This is a genomic window from Bradyrhizobium genosp. L, from assembly GCF_015624485.1.
GTDB lineage: Bacteria > Pseudomonadota > Alphaproteobacteria > Rhizobiales > Xanthobacteraceae > Bradyrhizobium.
On record NZ_CP061378.1, the window covers coordinates 1,176,245 to 1,194,093 of the forward strand.

General features: G+C 65.4%; 19 protein-coding genes. 13 read left to right on the top strand and 6 right to left on the bottom strand.

Translation table 11 applies throughout. From position 1 onward, the window contains the following. Positions 1–206 precede the first annotated feature (206 nt). The 10 genes from IC762_RS05450 (at position 207) to IC762_RS05495 (ending at position 8,351) form a co-directional block, all read left to right on the top strand. Entirely contained in the window at positions 207–968 is a 762-nt protein-coding gene (locus IC762_RS05450; RefSeq protein WP_195787600.1) for a serine O-acetyltransferase, read from the top strand. Between the two features lie 495 nt (positions 969–1,463). Continuing rightward, positions 1,464–1,649 (top strand): hypothetical protein, encoded by a 186-nt coding sequence (locus tag IC762_RS05455; protein WP_195787601.1) that lies wholly within the window; start codon positions 1,464–1,466, stop codon positions 1,647–1,649. A gap of 3 nt (positions 1,650–1,652) precedes the next feature. After that, complete coding sequence (locus IC762_RS05460) at positions 1,653–2,408, top strand: metal ABC transporter ATP-binding protein (RefSeq protein WP_195787602.1); 756 nt, start codon at positions 1,653–1,655, stop codon at positions 2,406–2,408. A gap of 5 nt (positions 2,409–2,413) precedes the next feature. Then, on the top strand, positions 2,414–3,283 hold the full coding sequence (locus IC762_RS05465; RefSeq protein WP_195787603.1) for a metal ABC transporter permease: 870 nt from the start codon (positions 2,414–2,416) through the stop codon (positions 3,281–3,283). Between the two features lie 2 nt (positions 3,284–3,285). Beyond that, complete coding sequence (locus IC762_RS05470) at positions 3,286–4,158, top strand: metal ABC transporter substrate-binding protein (RefSeq protein ID WP_195787604.1); 873 nt, start codon at positions 3,286–3,288, stop codon at positions 4,156–4,158. Between the two features lie 56 nt (positions 4,159–4,214). Continuing rightward, positions 4,215–5,261, top strand: a complete 1,047-nt coding sequence (locus IC762_RS05475) for a CobW family GTP-binding protein (RefSeq protein ID WP_195787605.1) — start codon at positions 4,215–4,217, stop codon at positions 5,259–5,261. Next, a complete protein-coding gene (locus IC762_RS05480) occupies positions 5,261–6,277 on the top strand; it encodes a WD40 repeat domain-containing protein (RefSeq protein WP_195790007.1) in 1,017 nt (338 codons plus the stop codon). Before IC762_RS05475 ends, IC762_RS05480 begins: the two co-directional genes overlap by 1 nt. Before the next feature lie 86 nt (positions 6,278–6,363). After that, positions 6,364–7,080, top strand: coding sequence for an MgtC/SapB family protein (locus IC762_RS05485; RefSeq protein ID WP_195787606.1), 717 nt, complete (start codon positions 6,364–6,366; stop codon positions 7,078–7,080). Positions 7,081–7,162: 82 nt separating this feature from the next. After that, a complete protein-coding gene (locus tag IC762_RS05490; protein WP_195787607.1) occupies positions 7,163–7,495 on the top strand; it encodes a hypothetical protein in 333 nt (110 codons plus the stop codon). A gap of 115 nt (positions 7,496–7,610) precedes the next feature. Continuing rightward, positions 7,611–8,351, top strand: coding sequence for an acetoacetate decarboxylase (locus tag IC762_RS05495; protein WP_195787608.1), 741 nt, complete (start codon positions 7,611–7,613; stop codon positions 8,349–8,351). Between the two features lie 168 nt (positions 8,352–8,519). On the opposite strand, the gene IC762_RS05500 is transcribed toward IC762_RS05495, so the two are convergent. The 6 genes from IC762_RS05500 to IC762_RS05525 form a co-directional block, all read right to left on the bottom strand. Continuing rightward, positions 8,520–9,962: a homospermidine synthase gene (locus tag IC762_RS05500; RefSeq protein WP_195787609.1), complete on the bottom strand. Its 1,443-nt coding sequence runs from the start codon at positions 9,960–9,962 to the stop codon at positions 8,520–8,522. A gap of 45 nt (positions 9,963–10,007) precedes the next feature. Beyond that, positions 10,008–10,397: a RidA family protein gene (locus tag IC762_RS05505; RefSeq protein WP_195787610.1), complete on the bottom strand. Its 390-nt coding sequence runs from the start codon at positions 10,395–10,397 to the stop codon at positions 10,008–10,010. Between the two features lie 95 nt (positions 10,398–10,492). Further along, positions 10,493–10,660, bottom strand: a complete 168-nt coding sequence (locus tag IC762_RS05510; RefSeq protein WP_195787611.1) for a hypothetical protein — start codon at positions 10,658–10,660, stop codon at positions 10,493–10,495. A gap of 10 nt (positions 10,661–10,670) precedes the next feature. Continuing rightward, a complete protein-coding gene (locus tag IC762_RS05515) occupies positions 10,671–11,273 on the bottom strand; it encodes a GNAT family N-acetyltransferase (RefSeq protein ID WP_195787612.1) in 603 nt (200 codons plus the stop codon). A 130-nt stretch (positions 11,274–11,403) separates the two neighbouring features. After that, complete coding sequence (locus tag IC762_RS05520; protein ID WP_195787613.1) at positions 11,404–12,546, bottom strand: type III PLP-dependent enzyme; 1,143 nt, start codon at positions 12,544–12,546, stop codon at positions 11,404–11,406. A 667-nt stretch (positions 12,547–13,213) separates the two neighbouring features. Further along, positions 13,214–13,474, bottom strand: coding sequence for a hypothetical protein (locus IC762_RS05525; RefSeq protein WP_195787614.1), 261 nt, complete (start codon positions 13,472–13,474; stop codon positions 13,214–13,216). 130 nt (positions 13,475–13,604) lie between these two features. Between IC762_RS05525 and IC762_RS05530 the strand changes: the two genes are divergently transcribed. The 3 genes from IC762_RS05530 to IC762_RS05540 are packed head-to-tail and all read left to right on the top strand — an operon-like array spanning position 13,605 to position 17,463. Beyond that, on the top strand, positions 13,605–15,692 hold the full coding sequence (locus IC762_RS05530) for a M3 family metallopeptidase (RefSeq protein ID WP_195787615.1): 2,088 nt from the start codon (positions 13,605–13,607) through the stop codon (positions 15,690–15,692). Beyond that, positions 15,689–16,339, top strand: a complete 651-nt coding sequence (locus tag IC762_RS05535) for a DUF1007 family protein (protein ID WP_433995875.1) — start codon at positions 15,689–15,691, stop codon at positions 16,337–16,339. Before IC762_RS05530 ends, IC762_RS05535 begins: the two co-directional genes overlap by 4 nt. Then, positions 16,336–17,463 (top strand): nickel/cobalt transporter, encoded by a 1,128-nt coding sequence (locus tag IC762_RS05540; RefSeq protein WP_195787616.1) that lies wholly within the window; start codon positions 16,336–16,338, stop codon positions 17,461–17,463. Before IC762_RS05535 ends, IC762_RS05540 begins: the two co-directional genes overlap by 4 nt. The last annotated feature ends 386 nt before the right edge of the window (positions 17,464–17,849 follow it).

Here is a 17,849-nt window from a genome sequence, read left to right on the forward strand (position 1 = left end):
GCGCCGGCACCAGACATCGTATGACATCACATCAACGGTATGTCGTTCGCGAAGCGCACTTCGTCTTCAAAGCACAGCGGAGCAAGCGGTACCCCTCTCCCTACCCCTCTCCCGCAAGGGGAGAGGGAACCCGCGCACCGTTGCGTCCCTCACTTGCGCTTCAGTGCAGTCGTGCTCAATTCTGAGTCCGGCGAAGAGGGCACGTCATGGCAACGGCCGAATTCCTGTCGACGTACGATCTCTGGGATCAGATCTGCCGCGAAGCGGAGGCTGCGACGGCCGCGGATCCGTTTCTCAAAGCGACCTCCACCGTCCTCCTCCATCATCGCGATCTCGCCGGCGCGCTCGCCGCCCTGATCGGCCAGCGCATCGGCAGCGCCGTGGCCGATCGCATCCAGTTCACGCGCACCGCGCGCGAGGCGTTCGCCGCCGAGCCCGCGCTGGTCGACGCCGCGAGCCGTGACCTGCAGGCCATCGTCCGCCGCGATCCCGCGATCGCCGGCCTCCTGCAGCCGCTGCTGAACTTCAAGGGCTACGTCGCGTTGCAGGCCTGGCGCGTGTCGAACTGGTTGTGGCGCCGTGGCCGCGCCGATCTCGCGCGGCTGATACAAAGCGCCGCCGCCGACCAACTCCAGGTCAGCATTCATCCATCGGCCGCGATCGGCACCGAAGTCTTCCTCGACCACGGCACCGGCCTGATCATCGGCGCGCTGGTGACGATCGGTGACGAGGCCACGATCCTGCAGAACGTCACCATCTCACGCCACCGGGACGATCCGCGCCACGCCCCGACGGTCGGCCGCGGCGTCCTCGTCAGCGCCGGTGCAACTGTTATCGGCGACGTCAGCATCGGCGCTTTTGCCAAGATCGGCGCCGGCGCGCTGGTGACGGCAGACGTTCCGTCCGGCTGCACCGCGGTCGGCGTCCCCGCGCGGCTGACCAATTGCGCGGAAGCGGCGATGGCGTAGGCCGCGCAGCGAGATCGTAGGATGGGTAGAGCGAAGCGAAACCCATCAATGCTGACGCGCGGATACGATGTGATGGGTTTCGCTGCGCTCTACCCATCCTACGTTGCGACGAAATTCCCCTTGTCATCCGGGGCGACGCGCAGCGTCGAGCCCGGAATCCATCCGGCCGCGGAGTTGGTGGAGGAATGGATTCCGGGCTCGCGCTTCGCGCGCCCCGGAATGACGAGGGAAGACGACCTGGGGAGGGATCCGTGCGTCAAATCCTCGGTGTCGTCCTGGCGAAAGCCAGGACCCATTACCCCAAAAAGCAAATGGTTGCGCGGCGCTGGGGCCGCGATCCCGTTCACAATCAAACTCGGAGGCTATGGGTCCTGGCTTTCGCCAGGACGACGTGGGAGGGGCCCGCCGTAATGCAAATCTCCCCATTTTTGCGTGCCCGCCATAACCCCGCCGGTTGATAGACTCCCGTTATGTTATAATATAACACTGCCCCTCATGACCCACACCCATACCCACGATCACGCCCATTCCCACCACGGCCACAGCCACGGCCCGGCGTCGCCGCATCCGGCGCAGGTCGCGCCGTGGTCGATCCTGCGCATGACCGTGCCGGCACGGCTGGTGGCGGCCGCTGCGGTCAGCGTCGGCCTGTGGGGCGTGGTCTGGCTGGCGATGAGGTGAGCCATGGCCGCGCTCGTCACCTTCCGCGATGTCACGCTCGGTTATGACCGCCACCCGGCGGTGCATCATCTCAATGGCGCGGTGGAAGCCGGCGCGCTGCTGGCCGTGATCGGCCCGAACGGCGCCGGCAAGTCGACATTGCTGCGCGGCATTGCCGGCGTGCTGAAGCCGCTGTCCGGCGTGATCGATCTCGACGGGCTGGACCATCGTGACATCGCCTATCTGCCGCAGTCGGCCGATATCGACCGCACCTTCCCGATCTCGGTGTTCGATTTCGTCGGCACCGGGCTGTGGCGTTCGACCGGCTTCTTCGGCGGCATCGGCCGGGCCGCGCGCGACAAGATCCTGGCGGCGCTGGCCGCGGTCGGTCTCAACGGCTTTGAGAATCGCCCGATCGGCACGCTTTCCGGCGGCCAGATGCAGCGCATGCTGTTCGCGCGCGTGCTGCTGCAGGACGCCCGCCTGATCGTGCTCGACGAGCCCTTCAACGCCATCGACGCCAAGACCACCGCCGACCTGCTGGCGCTGGTCAAGCGCTGGCACGGCGAGGGCCGCACGGTGCTGGCCGCGCTGCACGACCTCGACATGGTGCGCAACAATTTCCCGGAAACGCTGCTGCTCGCCCGCGGGCCGGTCGAATGGGGGCCGACCGCGCAGGCGCTGACGCCCGACAATCTGGTGGTGGCGATGCGGATGTGCGAGGCCTTTGACGACCAGGCCGCCGCCTGCGCCGTCGACCCGAACGCGCGGGCCGCCTGACGCCGATGCTGACGGACGCGCTGATCACGCCCTTTACCGAATTCGAGTTCATGCGCCGCGCGCTCGCGGCCGTGATCGCGCTGTCGCTCGGCGGCGCGCCGATCGGCGTGTTCCTGATGCTGCGGCGGATGAGCCTGGTCGGCGACGCCATGGCGCATGCGATCCTGCCTGGAGCGGCGATCGGCTTCCTGGTCTCCGGACTCAATCTGTTCGCGATGACGACCGGCGGCCTGATCGCGGGCTTTACCGTGGCGCTGCTCGCCGGCCTCGTTGCCCGCACCACCGAACTGAAGGAGGACGCCTCGCTGGCGACCTTCTACCTGGTCTCGCTCGCGCTCGGCGTCACCATCGTCTCGATCAAGGGCACCAATGTCGACCTGCTGCATGTGCTGTTCGGCAACATCCTGGCGATGGACGATCAGACCTTGCTGGTGATCGCCTTCAACGCCACGCTCACGCTGCTGGTGCTCGCGGTGATCTATCGGCCGCTGGTGATCGAATGCGTCGATCCGGTGTTCCTGCGCACCGTCAGCCGCGCTGGCGCCCCGGCCCATCTCGCCTTCCTGGCGCTGGTCGTGATCAACCTCGTCAACGGCTTTCATGCGCTCGGCACGCTGCTCGGCGTCGGGCTGATGATCCTGCCCGCCGGTATCGCCCGGTTCTGGTCGCGCGATGTCACCACCATGATCTGCATCGCGGTGGCGAGTGCGATGGTTTCGGGCTATTCAGGCCTCGTGCTGTCGTACCAGACCAGAATCCCGTCCGGCCCCGCGATCATCCTGGTCGCGGCCGGGCTCTATATCGTGTCGCTGCTGTTCGGCAATGTCAGCGGCCTGGTGCGGCAACTGTTCCCCGGCCGGCATCTCGAGGCGTGACGATGCGGCGGTTGTTCGGGTTGATCGTTCTGGCGCTGGTGATGGCGAGCGGCGCGGCGCGGGCCGAGGGTCGCATCAACGTCGTCACGAGCTTCTCGATCCTTGCCGACATGGTGCGCAATGTCGGCGGCGACAGGGTCGACGTAGCAGCCCTGGTCGGCCCCGACGGCGATGCGCATGTCTACGCGCCGACGCCGGCCGATGCCAAGAAGGTCGCCGATGCCCGCCTGCTGGTCGTCAACGGCCTCGGCTTCGAGGGCTGGCTGCCGCGGCTGCTCGAGGCGTCCGGCAGCAAGGCGCCGGTCGTCGTCGCGACCAACGGGATCATGCCGCGCAAGACCGGCGGCCATGACGATCCGCATGCCTGGCAATCCGCCGCCAATGCGAAGATCTACGTCGTCAATATCCGCGACGGGCTGATCGCCGCGGATCCCGACCATGCCGACATCTTCAAGGCCAATGCCGATGCCTATCTGGCCCGGCTGGAGGCGCTCGACCGCGAGGTGCGTGCGGCGGTGGCGAAAATACCGGAGCCGCGGCGCAAGGTGATCTCGACCCATGGCGCCTTCGGCTATTTCGCCGACGCCTACGGGGTCACGTTCTTCTCGCCGCTCAGCGTCTCCACCGATTCCGAGCCGAGCGCGCGCGATATCGCCGCCATCATCGCCCAGATCAGGGTTGCAAAAATTCCAGCAGTTTTTCTCGAAAACATCAGCGATCCGCGCCTGATCCAGCGGATCGCGGCCGAGACCGGTGCAAAGGTCGGCGGTACCCTGTATTCCGACAGTCTGACGGGCGAAAAGGGGGCAGCACCCACTTACATTGATATGGTCAGGCACAATATAAAGGCCCTGACCAGCGCGCTCGCCGAATAGGGCAGGGGCCTCCCTGCCAGGTTGAGTGCCCTACAACAGGTTCCCTCGGAGTTGCCATGGTTGAAGCTTCCCAGAAAATTCCCGTGACCGTGCTGACGGGCTATCTCGGCGCCGGCAAGACCACGCTGCTCAATCGCATCCTGTCGGAAAACCACGGCAAGAAATACGCCGTCATCGTCAACGAATTCGGCGAGATCGGCATCGACAACGACCTCATCATCGGTGCCGATGAGGAAGTGTTCGAGATGAACAATGGCTGCGTCTGCTGCACGGTGCGCGGCGACCTCGTCCGCATCATGGACGGGCTGATGAAGCGCAAGGGCAAGTTCGACGCCATCATCGTCGAGACCACCGGCCTCGCCGACCCGGCGCCGGTGGCACAGACCTTCTTCGTCGACGAGGACGTGCAGAAGAATGCCCGCCTCGATGCCGTCGTCACCGTGGCCGATGCCAAATGGCTGAGCGACCGGCTGAAGGACGCGCCGGAAGCCAAGAACCAGATCGCCTTCGCCGACGTCATCGTGCTGAACAAGACTGATCTGGTCTCCAAGCCCGAACTCGCCGAGGTCGAGGCCCGCATCCGCGGCATCAATCCTTACGCCAAGCTGCACCGCACCGAGCGTTGCCAGGTCGGCATATCGGACGTGCTGGAGCGCGGCGCGTTCGATCTCGACCGCATCCTGGAGATCGAGCCTGATTTCCTCGAGGCCGGCGACGATCACGACCATGATCACGATCATCATCACCACGACCATGATCACCACCATCATGACCACGGCCATGGGCTGAAGCACTATCACGACGAGGACATGCAATCGCTGTCGCTGCGCTCGGACAAGCCGCTCGACCCGACCAAATTCATGCCCTGGCTGCAGAACCTGGTCGCCACCGAGGGCCAGAAGATCCTGCGCTCGAAGGGCATCCTCGCCTTCACCGGCGACGATGACCGCTACGTGTTTCAGGGCGTCCATATGATGCTGGAGGGCGACCACCAGCGGAAATGGAAGGACGGCGAGAAACGCGAGAGCCGCGTCGTGTTCATCGGTCGCGAGTTGCCGGAGCAGGCGATCCGCGACGGTTTTGAGAAGTGCATCACGACGTGATTGATGATTTCGACGCCCCCGACGGGCCTTCCATCGTTTCGATCACCGACCGCGTCAAGCTGCTCGCCCTCGGGTCAGCGGTCGGCTCGGTGCATTTCCTCGGCGACCGCGCCTTCTTTGTCGGCGCCGAGGAGAGCGTCGCGATCGCGACTGCCGACGGCGAGATCACCCGAACCGAAACACATTTCGGCGCCATCCTGTGCGCGACCTCCGACGGCAAGCGGATCGTCACCGGCGGTGACGACGGCAAGCTGATCGCGATCGACGCCAAGGGCGAGACCTCGACGATTGCGACCGACGCCAAGCGGCGCTGGATCGACAATGTCGCGCTGCATTCTGATGGCACGGTGGCGTGGTCGGCCGGCAAGACCGCCTTCGTTCAGAGCGCCAAGGGTGAGGCCAAGACCTTCGACGTGCCCTCGACCGTTGGCGGGCTTGCCTTCGCGCCGAAGGGACTGCGGCTCGCAATCGCGCATTACAACGGCGTGACGTTGTGGTTTCCCAACATGGCGGCCAATCCGGAATTCCTGGAATGGGCCGGCTCGCACCTCGCCGTCACCTTCAGCCCGGACAACAAATTCCTGGTCACGGCGATGCATGAGGCGGCAATGCATGGCTGGCGGCTTGCCGACAACAGGCACATGCGGATGAGCGGCTATCCCGGCCGGGTCCGTTCGATGTCGTGGAGCGCGGGCGGCAAGGGGCTTGCGACCTCGGGCGCCGACAGCGTGATCGTCTGGCCGTTCAACAGCAAGGACGGGCCGATGGGCAAGGAGCCGGCGATGCTGGCGCCGATGCCGGCGCGGGTCACGACGGTGGCCTGCCATCCGAAGAACGACATCATGGCGGTCGGCTACAATGACGGCACCGTGCTGATGGTCCGGCTCGAGGACGCCGCCGAGATCCTGGTGCGCCGGAACGGCGGCGCGCCGGTCGCGGGGCTGGCGTGGAATGCCAAGGGCACGCTGCTCGCCTTCGGCGCGGAAGATGGTGACGCGGGCATCCTGGAAATGTAAGAGGACGCTGCATGCATGGCGTTTTCGAGCGAAGTGGGTACCGGTTCGCGTAAGGAAAACGCGTCAAAAGAAGAAGCTGGCATCCCATGCGCTTTCTCACCACGTTCCAGCTCGCCGATTTCTTCGACACGCTGGTCAGCCTGTTTTCGGCCTTCGTGCTGGGCACGCTGATCGGCGCCGAGCGCCAGTATCGCCAGCGCACCGCCGGGCTGCGTACCAACGTGCTGGTCGCGGTCGGGGCTGCGGCCTTCGTCGATCTGGCGATGCATCTGGCCGGCGCCGACGGCGCGGTGCGGGTGATCGCCTATGTGGTCTCCGGCATCGGCTTCCTCGGTGCCGGCGTCATCATGAAGCAGGGCATGGATGTGCGCGGCCTCAACACCGCGGCGACCTTGTGGGCCTCGGCCGCGGTCGGCTCCTGCGCCGGCGCCGACATGGTGGCGCAGGCGGCGGCGCTGACCGTGTTCGTGATCGCCGGCAACACGCTGCTGCGGCCGCTGGTCAATGCCATCAACCGCATCCCGCTGAACGAGAAGGCGTCGGAAGCAACCTACTACTTCAAGCTCGCCGTCACGCCCGAAGCGCTGCCCGACATGCGCGACCTCCTGGTCGAGAAGCTCGAGGCGGCGAACTATCCGGTCGCCGATGTCGACGTGGTCGAAGCCGGTGACGAATTCCTCGAGATCGTGGCGACGCTGGTCTCGACCGCGGTCGAGCCCAACGAGCTGAACGCCGTGGTGGTCGATCTGCAGCACCAGCCCGGCGTGCGCCATGCGACCTGGGAGGTCAGCACCACCGATTGAGCCTGAGTTCCCGCGGCCGGACGTCTCGGAACCATGCCGCCGCCGGATCGTTGACCTCACGGACAATGCGCGGGTGAACGAGATGGCAGCGGACGACATCAAGCGAATGCGAGGCGACATGCTGATCGCCGCTCTCCTGCTGGTGGCAGGCGTCTCGCTGATCGGTCTCTCGCTGCACGAGATCTCCGCCGAGCCGGAGCAGCAGGTGGCGCAGGCCACCCAGCCGCTGCAATCGTCACCGGATGCGCAGAAGACCGCGCCGCCGGCGGAATCGAAGCCCGGTGGCGCGCGTCCGACCACGCCGGCGCCGGAGCCCGCGGTGCCCGATGCCGATGCGCAGAAGGCCGGTGCCAAGCCGGTGCTGCCGCCGGCGCCCGCCGAGAAGACCGCGCCGCCGATCCAGCAGAAGAAGTAGCCCCTTGCGGGCATTGTGACGCGCATTTGACGATCGCTGCCGAAACTACGCTCTCGCCTCCGCCGTCACCTCGCTCCATAATTGGCCGTCACGCCAAACGACAGATGGGGCTTTCATGAAGATCGAGGACGTCCGGCGCACCGCCTATTCGATGCCGCTCACCAACCCGTCATTCCCGCCTGGGCCCTATCGATTCTTCGACCGCGAGTATTTCATCATCACCTACCGGACCGACCTGGAAGCGCTCGCCGCCGTGGTGCCGGAGCCGCTCGAGGTGACCGAGCCCATCGTGAAATACGAGTTCATCCGCATGCCCGACTCCACCGGCTTCGGCGATTACACCGAAACCGGCCAGGTGATCCCGGTCCGCTTCAGGGGCGAGGAGGGCGCCTATACGCATGCGATGTATCTCGACGACGAGGCGCCGATCGCCGGCGGCCGCGAGCTGTGGGGCTTCCCGAAGAAGCTGGCGCGGCCGAAGATCGCGGTCGAGAGCGACACGCTGGTCGGCTCGCTGCATTACGGCTCGGTGCTCTGCGCTTCCGCCACGATGGGCTACAAATACCGCAAGGTCGACCACGACACGCTGGTCGGCGCGATGAAGGCGCCGAACTTCATCCTCAAGATCATCCCGCATGTCGACGGCAGCCCGCGGATCTGCGAGCTGGTGCGGTTTCATCTCGACGACATCGTGCTGAAGGAGGCCTGGACCGGCCCCGCCGCGCTCGGCCTGTTTCCGCACGCGCTGTGCGACGTCGCCCGCCTGCCGGTGCGCGAGGTGATCTCGGCGCTGCACTACAAGGCCGACCTGACGCTCGGCCTCGGCTCGGTGGCGTTCGACTACATGGCCAAATAGCTGCCGTCATTCCGGGGCGCGCCTCCTTGGCGCGAGCCCGGAATCCATCAAGCCACCTGTTCCATTGCGAAATGGATTCCGGGCCCGGCCCTCCGGGCCATCCCGGAACGACGCGCGCGCCGGCCACTGTGCATGGGGTTGTTTTCGAGGTTTTTGCCGGAGGGCCCCTTACCGCACCAGGATGTTCTTGAACTGCCACGGATCCGACGTGTCGATGTCCTCCGGAAACAGCCCCGGACGATCCGTCAGCGGGGTCCAGTCGGTGTAGTAGCCCTTGACCGGGCCAAGATACGGCAGCTGGATTTCCAGCAGGCGATCGAAATCCATCTCGTCGGCTTCGACGATGCCTTCGTTCGGGTTCTCCAGCGCCCACACCATGCCGCCGAGCACGGCGGAAGTCACCTGCAGGCCGGTGGCGTTCTGATAGGGCGCGAGTTGGCGGGTCTCCTCGATGGAGAGCTGCGAGCCGTACCAGTAGGCATTGTTGTCATGGCCGAACAAGAGCACGCCGAGCTCGTCGATGCCGTCGACGATTTCGTTCTCGTCGAGGATGTGATGCTTCTCCTGCATCTTCGCGGCGCGGCCGAACATTTCATGCAGCGACAGCACGGCATCGTCGGCCGGATGATAGGCATAATGGCAGGTCGGCCGATAGACTGCCTTGCCGGATGAATCACGCACCGTGAAGTAATCGGAGATCGAGATCGACTCGTTGTGCGTGACCAGGAAGCCGTACTGCGCGCCGCGGGTCGGGCACCAGGTGCGCACCCGCGTGTTGGCGCCGGGCTGCATCAGATAGATGGCGGCACCGCAGCCGGCTTCGTGGGTATGGGCATTCTCGGGCATCCATTTCTCATGGGTGCCCCATCCGAGCTCGGACGGCTGCACGCCCTCCGACAGGAAGCCTTCCACCGACCAGGTGTTGACGAAGACATCAGGCTCTTTCGGCGTCTTGGAACGCTGGGTGTCGCGCTCGGCGATGTGGATGCCCTTGATGCCGGCCTGCCGCATCAAGTCCGCCCATTCGGCCTTGGTCTTCGGCTTGGGGGCATTGAGCTTCAGATCGGCGGCGACATTGAGCAGCGCCTGCTTGACGAAGAACGAGACCATGCCGGGATTGGCGCCGCAGCAGGAGACGGCCGTGGTCGAGCCGGCAGGGCGCGCCTTCTTGGCGGCCAGCGTCACTTCGCGCAGCGCGTAGTTGGAGCGCGCTTCCGGGCCCTTCGACGCATCGAAATAGAAGCCGAGCCAGGGTTCGTTGACGGTGTCGATATAAAGCGCGCCAACTTCGTTGCAGAGCTCCATGATGTCGGTCGAGCCGGTATCGACCGACAGGTTGACGCAAAAACCCTGGCCGCCGCCTTCGGTGAGCAGCGGGGTCAGCAATTCGCGGTAATTGTCCTTGGTCACGGCCTTCTGGATGAACCTGACATTGTGCTTCTCACAATGCGCCTTGCGGCCCTCGTCCTTGGGATCGATCACGGTGACGCGCGACTTGTCGTAGTCGAGATGCCGCTCGATCATCGGCAAGGTGCCTTTGCCGATCGAGCCGAAGCCGACCATGACGATGGGACCGGTGATTTTCGCGAGGATCTGCGAGGAGGGGCTCATCAATTATCTCCAGGAGAGCGCCGGACGGCGGGTCGTTAGAGTGGATCAGGCGCTGCGGCGCTTGGCGGTGACTTCGATCTCGACCTTCATCTCGGGTTTGGCGAGCGCGGTGACGACCAGCAACGTCGCAGCCGGCCTGATGTCACCGAGAACCTCGCCGCAGACGGCGAAGTGGGCATCGATGTCGTTGGTGTTGGTGACGTAATAGGTCGCGCGGACGATATCGGCCATCGCGAAGCCGCCCTCCTTGAGGGCCGCCTCGATGGTCTTGAAGCAGTTCCGTGACTGGCTCGTGACATCCGATGGCATCGTCATGGTCGCGTAATCGTAGCCGGTGGTTCCGGCGACGAAGGCGAAATCGCCGTCGATGACGGCACGGCTGTAGCCGACGGTCTTCTCAAGGGGAGCGCCGGTGGAGATCAGGCGGCGGGACATGTTCGGACCTCGACTGAGAAAGGGCTTTGCGGAGGGGTTTACGGGCATTCTTGACGCCCGTGCAACCCCTCGGATTCCAATCCTGACGGCTTGCGTCAGCGGGAGTGCTGGGTGGCGTCCGGCGGGGACGGCGGCGTGCCGGTCCAGCGCCGCATCAGGATGTCCCTGACGATCATGACCGAGATCAGCAGCAGCATGATCGTGGTGACGAGGCCGCGCCAACGCGGGCGTGCGCCATCGATGGCAGGAAGGTTCTCCGACATGGCGCCGCCCCTACGCCGCGTGGGGCACGGTAAGGGGTGCCTTCCGGATGCGGGCTGCCTTCGCTTTGGCGAGCCTGCCGGTCGGCATGATCATGCCCCAGGCACCGTCCAGCGCGCCTTCGACGAGTTCGAGGCCGAGCAGCCGCTCGCGCTCGAACGCGCCGGGCAGCGACAGCTCGCCGGTCTTGGCGGCCGAGAAGCCATAGCGGGCGTAATACGGCGCATCGCCAAGCAGGATCACCGCGCCATGGCCGCGCGACTCGGCGACACCGAGTGCGCGCTGCATGAGGGCGGCGCCGACGCCGAGGCCGCGGCTGTCGTCATCGACAGCCAGCGGCCCCAGCATCAGCGCGCTGCGGCCCCCCGCGCTGACGTGCCACAACCGCACGGTTCCAACCAGCCGGCCGTCCTGGCGCACGGCCGCAAGGCTCAGGCCTTCGGCGGGCGCGCGTCCGTCGCGCAGGCGCTGGCAGGTGCGCGCATGGCGGTTGTCGCCAAAGCAGGCATCCAGCAGCGCTTCACGCGCGACGACGTCCGAGGCTCGCTCCGCGCGGATCACGAACGGAGCGGCATTTCGGATGAGGGCAACGGGGGTGTTCCGTTTTGCAGTCATGGCACGTCAGTCCTCGCTTGCAACGGCATGTCGAGCGCCGCGGCAAGCGTCGTTCAGAGAATCAAAAATGATCGGGAAGGAGCCGGCGGGGCCGGCTCCCGGTTCAGTCAGGCCTCAGATCGGAGGCAGTTCAGATGTGGTAGGTGCGCAGCGGCGGAATGCCGTTGAACGCCACCGACGAGTAGGTCGACGTATAGGCGCCGGTGCCTTCGATCAGCAGCTTGTCGCCGATCTCGAGCGTCACCGGGAGCGGATACGGCAGCTTCTCGTACATCACGTCGGCGCTGTCGCAGGTCGGGCCTGCGAGCACGCACGGCGTCATGTCCGCCCCGTCATGCGGGGTGCGGATGGCGTAGCGGATCGACTCGTCCATCGTCTCGGCGAGGCCGCCGAACTTGCCGATATCGAGATAGACCCAGCGCACCTCGTCCTCGTCGCTCTTGCGCGAGATCAAGACCACCTCGGTCTCGATGATCCCGGCATTGCCGACCATGCCGCGGCCCGGCTCGATGATCGTCTCCGGGATCTGGTTGCCGAAATGCTTGCGCAGCGCGCGGAAGATCGACCGGCCATATTGCAGGACCGGAGGAACGTCCTTGAGGTACTTGGTCGGGAATCCACCGCCCATGTTGACCATGGTGAGGTTGATGCCGCGCTCGGCGCAGTCCCGGAACACGGTCGAGGCCATCGCGAGCGCGCGGTCCCACGCCTTCACCTTGCGCTGCTGCGAGCCGACATGGAACGAGATGCCGCACGGCTCCAGCCCAAGGCGCTTGGCGAGGTCGAGCACGTCGACCGCCATCTCCGGGTCGCAGCCGAACTTGCGCGACAGCGGCCACTCGGCGCCGGCGCAGTCATAGAGGATGCGGCAGAACACCTTGGCGCCGGGGGCGGCGCGGGCGATCTTTTCGACCTCGGCAGCGCAATCGACCGCGAACAGCCGAATGCCGAGCGCGAAGGCGCGCGCGATGTCGCGCTCCTTCTTGATCGTGTTGCCAAACGAGATGCGGTCCGGCGTCGCGCCGGCGGCCAGCGCCATTTCGATCTCCGCGACGGTCGCGGTGTCGAAGCAGGAGCCGAGCGAAGCCAGCAGCGACAGCACTTCGGGCGCCGGGTTGGCCTTCACCGCGTAGAACACGCGGCTGTCCGGCAGCGCCTTCGCGAAGGTCTGGTAGTTGTCGCGCACGACCTCGAGGTCGACGACGAGGCACGGCTCGGTGTCGAGACCTTCGCTGCGGCGGTGACGCAGGAATTCCTGGATACGTTCGGTCATAGCACTCTCCCGGTCCCAGCGACGGGATCCGTATCAACGTGACGTCGGGTGAGAGCGCTCCGGCCACATCGCGCGATGGAGGCGCGTTGAGGCCAAAAAACTCAGACCAGACTGTGCTGCCGTGGATTGGTTGGGAGAGTTTCCCGCCCGCACACCTGGCAATGAAGGACAAGCCTTTTCAGTAGCCCGCGCCGGCGTTGGACTGCCGGTAGAGACCAAAAAAGCCCGATCCGTCGTTGCTTTAAGTCGCGTCCCCCGTTGAGAGCGGGGTGCGCCGGTTCGCCTCCGGCTGCCAGTCACGGTTGCAAAGAGTGGTGAGACCTTCAACGGCATCCCTGGAGAGGGAGGCTGGCCGCCTCGTGTCCTGATGGACGTAAGCGACCCTCGGTTCTTCCACCCCTTGGCGGCTGTCCGGCCTCTTGTCCGGATACCTACCGACTGACACACGACCACAGGCACGTGCGAAATTGGGCAAGGCAGGAAATAAGTCTTTTGAATTGGCTTCGCAAGATTTTTTTTGCGATCGCGACAAATTTCCCTAACGCGTGCTTGCGATCTCGCGCGCAGCACGTGTGAGAACGTCGAGAAGATGAACGGCTGTTAAGATTGCCTAACGAAGCGTGTGCGTTTTAGCCCTGTGCCGCAGCGCTATCTTGAATCGCTGCCGTCACGCGCGACGCGTGAACGGCTCGACGCGCTGAGCTGCGCGGACGAAGGCGATCATGATCAGGACGCCGATGCCGAACAGCACCGCCTGCAGGATGTGCGCGCCGGTGTCGTCGAGCCCGAACAGGATTGCGAGCGCCCAGCCGCCGGCGAACGCCGCGCCGAACACCTCCGCGCCGATCAGGATCGCTGCCGAGAGCACGGTGACGACGCTCGGCCAGGCGATGGTGCGGTTGGCGGACGTGGTGGGCTGCATGGTCATGAAAACTGTCCTGTTCAGGGGGCGCAATGTCTCCGAAAAGGGCCCATCTATCAAGCGTAAAAGGCCCAAAAATGCCGTATCGCGTGATATAGATTGGGCCATATTTTGAAGGCAAAAAGCGGGATATTCGATGTCAGAAACCAGTGCACCGGCCGCTGTCCAGAATTTGGCCAACCCCCTCCTCAAAGCGTGGCAGACGCCGTTCGAGACGCCGCCTTTCGCCGAGATCGAGCCGGAGCATTTCCTCCCCGCCTTCGAGCAGGCCTTCGCCGACCATTCGGCCGAGGTCGCCGCGATCACCCATGATCCGGCGCTGCCCGACTTCGACAACACCATCACGGCGCTGGAGCGCTCCGGCAAGCTTTTGTCGAAGGTCGCGGCCGTGTTCTACGACCTGGTCTCGGCGCACTCCAACCCCAAGATCCTGGAGATCGACAAGGAAGTGTCGCTCCGGATGGCGCGGCACTGGAATCCGATCATGATGAACGCCGTGCTGTTTGGCCGCATCGCCATGCTGCACGAGAAGCGCGCCTCGCTCGGCCTGACCGGCGAGCAGCTCCGGCTGCTGGAGCGGACCTACACCCGCTTCCACCGTGCCGGCGCCGGGCTCGACGACACCGCAAAAACACGGATGGCCGAGATCAATGAGCGTCTCGCCCATCTCGGCACCTCCTTCAGCCACCATCTGCTCGGCGACGAGCAGGACTGGTCGATGGAGCTCGGCGAGGACGACCGCGCCGGCCTCTCCGACACCTTCGTGGCGGCCGCCAAGGCTGCGGCGGAACAGCGCGGCAAGCCGGGCAAGGCGATCGTGACGTTGTCGCGCTCCTCGGTCGAGCCGTTCCTGCAGAGCTCTGAAAGCCGCGACCTGCGCGAGAAGGTCTACAAGGCATTCACCGCCCGCGGTGACAATGGCAACGCCAACGACAACAACGCGACCATCGTGGAGATCCTCGCGCTCCGCGAGGAGAGCGCCAAGATCCTGGGCTTCCCGACCTACGCGGCCTACCGGCTCGAGGACTCCATGGCCAAGACGCCCGAGGCGGTGCGCGGCCTGCTGGAGCGGGTCTGGAAACCGGCGCGGGCCCGGGCGCTCGCCGACCGCGACGCGCTGCAGGCGCTGATCGCGGAAGAGGGCGGCAATTTCACGCTGGCGCCGTGGGACTGGCGCTATTACGCCGAGAAGCTGCGCCAGCGGCGCGCCAATTTCGACGATGCGGCGATCAAGCCGTATCTGGTGCTCGACCACATGATCGAGGCGGCCTTCGACTGCGCCACCCGCCTGTTCGGCGTCACCTTCGCCGAGCGCAAGGACGTCCCGGTCTGGCATCCGGACGTCCGGGTCTGGGAGGTCAGGGGGCGCGACGGCAAGCACAAGGCGCTGTTCTACGGCGACTACTTCGCCCGGCCTTCGAAACGTTCCGGCGCCTGGATGACCTCGCTGCGCGACCAGCAGAAGCTCGACCACGACGTCGCGCCGCTGGTGCTGAACGTCTGCAACTTCGCCAAGGGCGCCGACGGTGCACCGTCGCTGCTGTCGCCGGACGATGCGCGGACCCTGTTCCACGAGTTCGGTCATGGCCTGCACGGCATGATGTCCGATGTGACCTATCCGTCGCTATCGGGGACTTCCGTGTTCACCGATTTCGTCGAGCTGCCCTCGCAGCTCTACGAACATTGGCAGGAGCGGCCGGAGGTGCTGCAGCGCTTCGCCCGGCACTACCAGACCGGCGAGCCGCTGCCCGACGATCTGCTCAAACGCTTCCTCGCCGCGCGCAAGTTCAACCAGGGCTTTGCCACCGTGGAGTTCGTCTCCTCGGCGCTGGTCGACCTCGAATTCCACACCCAGCCGGCTTCGGCCAGCCGCGACGTCCGTGCCTTCGAGAAGCAGGAGCTGGAGAAGATCGGCATGCCCGCGGAAATCTCGCTGCGGCACCGGCCGACCCAGTTCGGCCACATCTTCTCCGGTGACCACTATGCTTCCGGCTATTACAGCTACATGTGGTCGGAGGTGATGGACGCCGACGCGTTCGGCGCGTTCGAGGAAGCCGGCGACATCTTCGATCCCGCCACCGCCAAGCGGCTGCTCGACGACATCTATTCGTCGGGCGGCTCGCGCGACCCCGAGGAGGCCTATGTCGCCTTCCGCGGCCGCGAGCCCGAGCCGGACGCGCTGCTGCGCCGTCGCGGGCTGCTCGAGACGCCCGAGGCGGCTTGACGGTGCGGCCGGTGCTGGACCGCCTGATCGCCTGCTTCGTGCTGGTGGCTGCAGCGCTCGGCGCGGCGGCGGCGGAAGCCCATCCGCATGTCTGGATCACCGCCCGGAGCGAGCTGATCTATGCGCCTGACGGCACCATCACCGGGGTTCGCCACGCCTGGACCTTCGACGACATGTTCTCGTCCTACGCGCTGCAGGGCATCGAGACCAAGGTGAAGGGCGCCTATAGCCGCGAGGAGCTGGCGCCGCTGGCCCAGACCAATGTCGAGTCGCTGAAGGAATACGCCTACTTCACCTTCGCCAAGGGCGACGGCAAGAAGCAGAAATTCACCGAGCCGGTCGACTATTTCCTCGAATACAAGGATACGGCGCTGACCTTGCACTTCACGTTGCCGCTGAAGACCCCGTTCAAGGCCAAGCAGCTTTCGCTCGAAGTGTTCGACCCGAGCTACTTCATCGACTTCCAATACGCCGACAAGGACCCGATCAAGCTGGTCGGCGCGTCCGCCGACTGCAAGATGGAGTTCCAGCGGCCGAACGATGGCACCGTTGCCGCGCAGAAGCTCGGCGAGCAGAACTTCCTCGACGGCAGCGCCGGCAATTTCGCGATGATGTTTGCCAACAAGATCACGGTGGACTGCCCATGACGCCAATCGTCTCCCGCATGACGCGCGGCCTCGCCATGTCAGCGGCCGTGCTGGCCGTTGTCGCAATCCTCGACGGCACCCTCCACGCGCTGCTGGCGCAAAATCCGTTCGGCGCGCCGCGCACCGCACCCGAGCCGCAGGGCGGCGTGATCGGCTGGCTCCTGGCCAAGCAGTCGGAGTTTTACCGCGAGATGTCGGGAACCATCCGCGCCGCCAAGTCGGACGGCTCGGCGGTCTGGACGCTGCTTGCGATCTCCTTTGCCTACGGCATCTTCCACGCCGCCGGGCCCGGCCACGGCAAGGCGGTGATCTCGTCCTATCTGGTTGCCAATCGCGAGACCGCGCGGCGCGGCATCGTGCTGTCGTTTGCCTCGGCGCTGATGCAGTCGCTGGTCGCGGTCGTGATCGTCGGGATCTGCGCCTGGCTGCTCAATGCCACGGCGAAGACGATGTGCGGGGCGGAGAAGGCGGTCGAGATCGCAAGCTACGCGCTGATCGCGCTGTTCGGCGCCCGGCTGGTCTGGGTCAAGGGCGGCGGCTTCATGCGGGCGCTGCAACTGCCGCGGCCGGCGCTGGCAATGGCCGGCGCGCCCCACGCCGCGCACGATCATCATGACCACGCCGCGCATGAGCCTGATCATCACCATCGTCATGCCCATGACGAGCACGATCATCATCATCACGATCATGGCCATGACCATGATCACGGCGACGATCCGCACCACGTCCACGACGAGCACTGCGGCCATTCGCACGGGCCGACACCGGCCGAGCTCGCCGGCCCCGGCGGCTGGCGGCGTGGCCTGGGTGCGATCCTGACCGTCGGCATCCGGCCGTGCTCGGGCGCGATCCTGGTCTTGGTGTTCGCGCTGGCGCAGGGCCTGTTCTGGGCCGGCATCGCCGCGACCTTCGTGATGGGGCTCGGTACTGCGATCACGGTGGCGACGATTGCCATCGTCGCGGTCTCGGCGCGAGGCATGGCGGAGAAGCTGAGCGGGGCGCGCGACGGCGGCGGCATGCTGGTCATGCGCGGCCTGGAATTCGCAGCCGCCGGCCTGGTGTTGCTGTTCGGGCTGGGGCTGCTGTTCGGCTACGTCGCGGCGGAGCGGGCGACGTGTCTTTAGAATCTGAACCAAGGAATAAATTCAGTTGATTCCGTGGGCGCCTGCTCCATGCCAAAATGGCGGTACCAAACCCGACGGAACGTTGGCCATCCGTCTGGACGACGCCAAGGTAGCCCCTGCGGGCCAGTCTCTGATCGATTGCTACGATTGTCCATCCGCTGATCGCTTGATGTTTGTCTCTCCACCGTGACATGCTTAATGATTGGCAATACCAGACTGCGCCGACGTCTTGGGTGATCGAAGAGCACAGCGTTTGGAGAATGCCTCTAACGCATTTTCGCTCGATCAGCGCGGCATGATGCAGGATCGACTTTCGTGGAGAAAGAAAGTGATGAGGAGATCGGGTTGTCGGCGGGAGCATTGATGCTTCGTCGTGAGGAGGCATG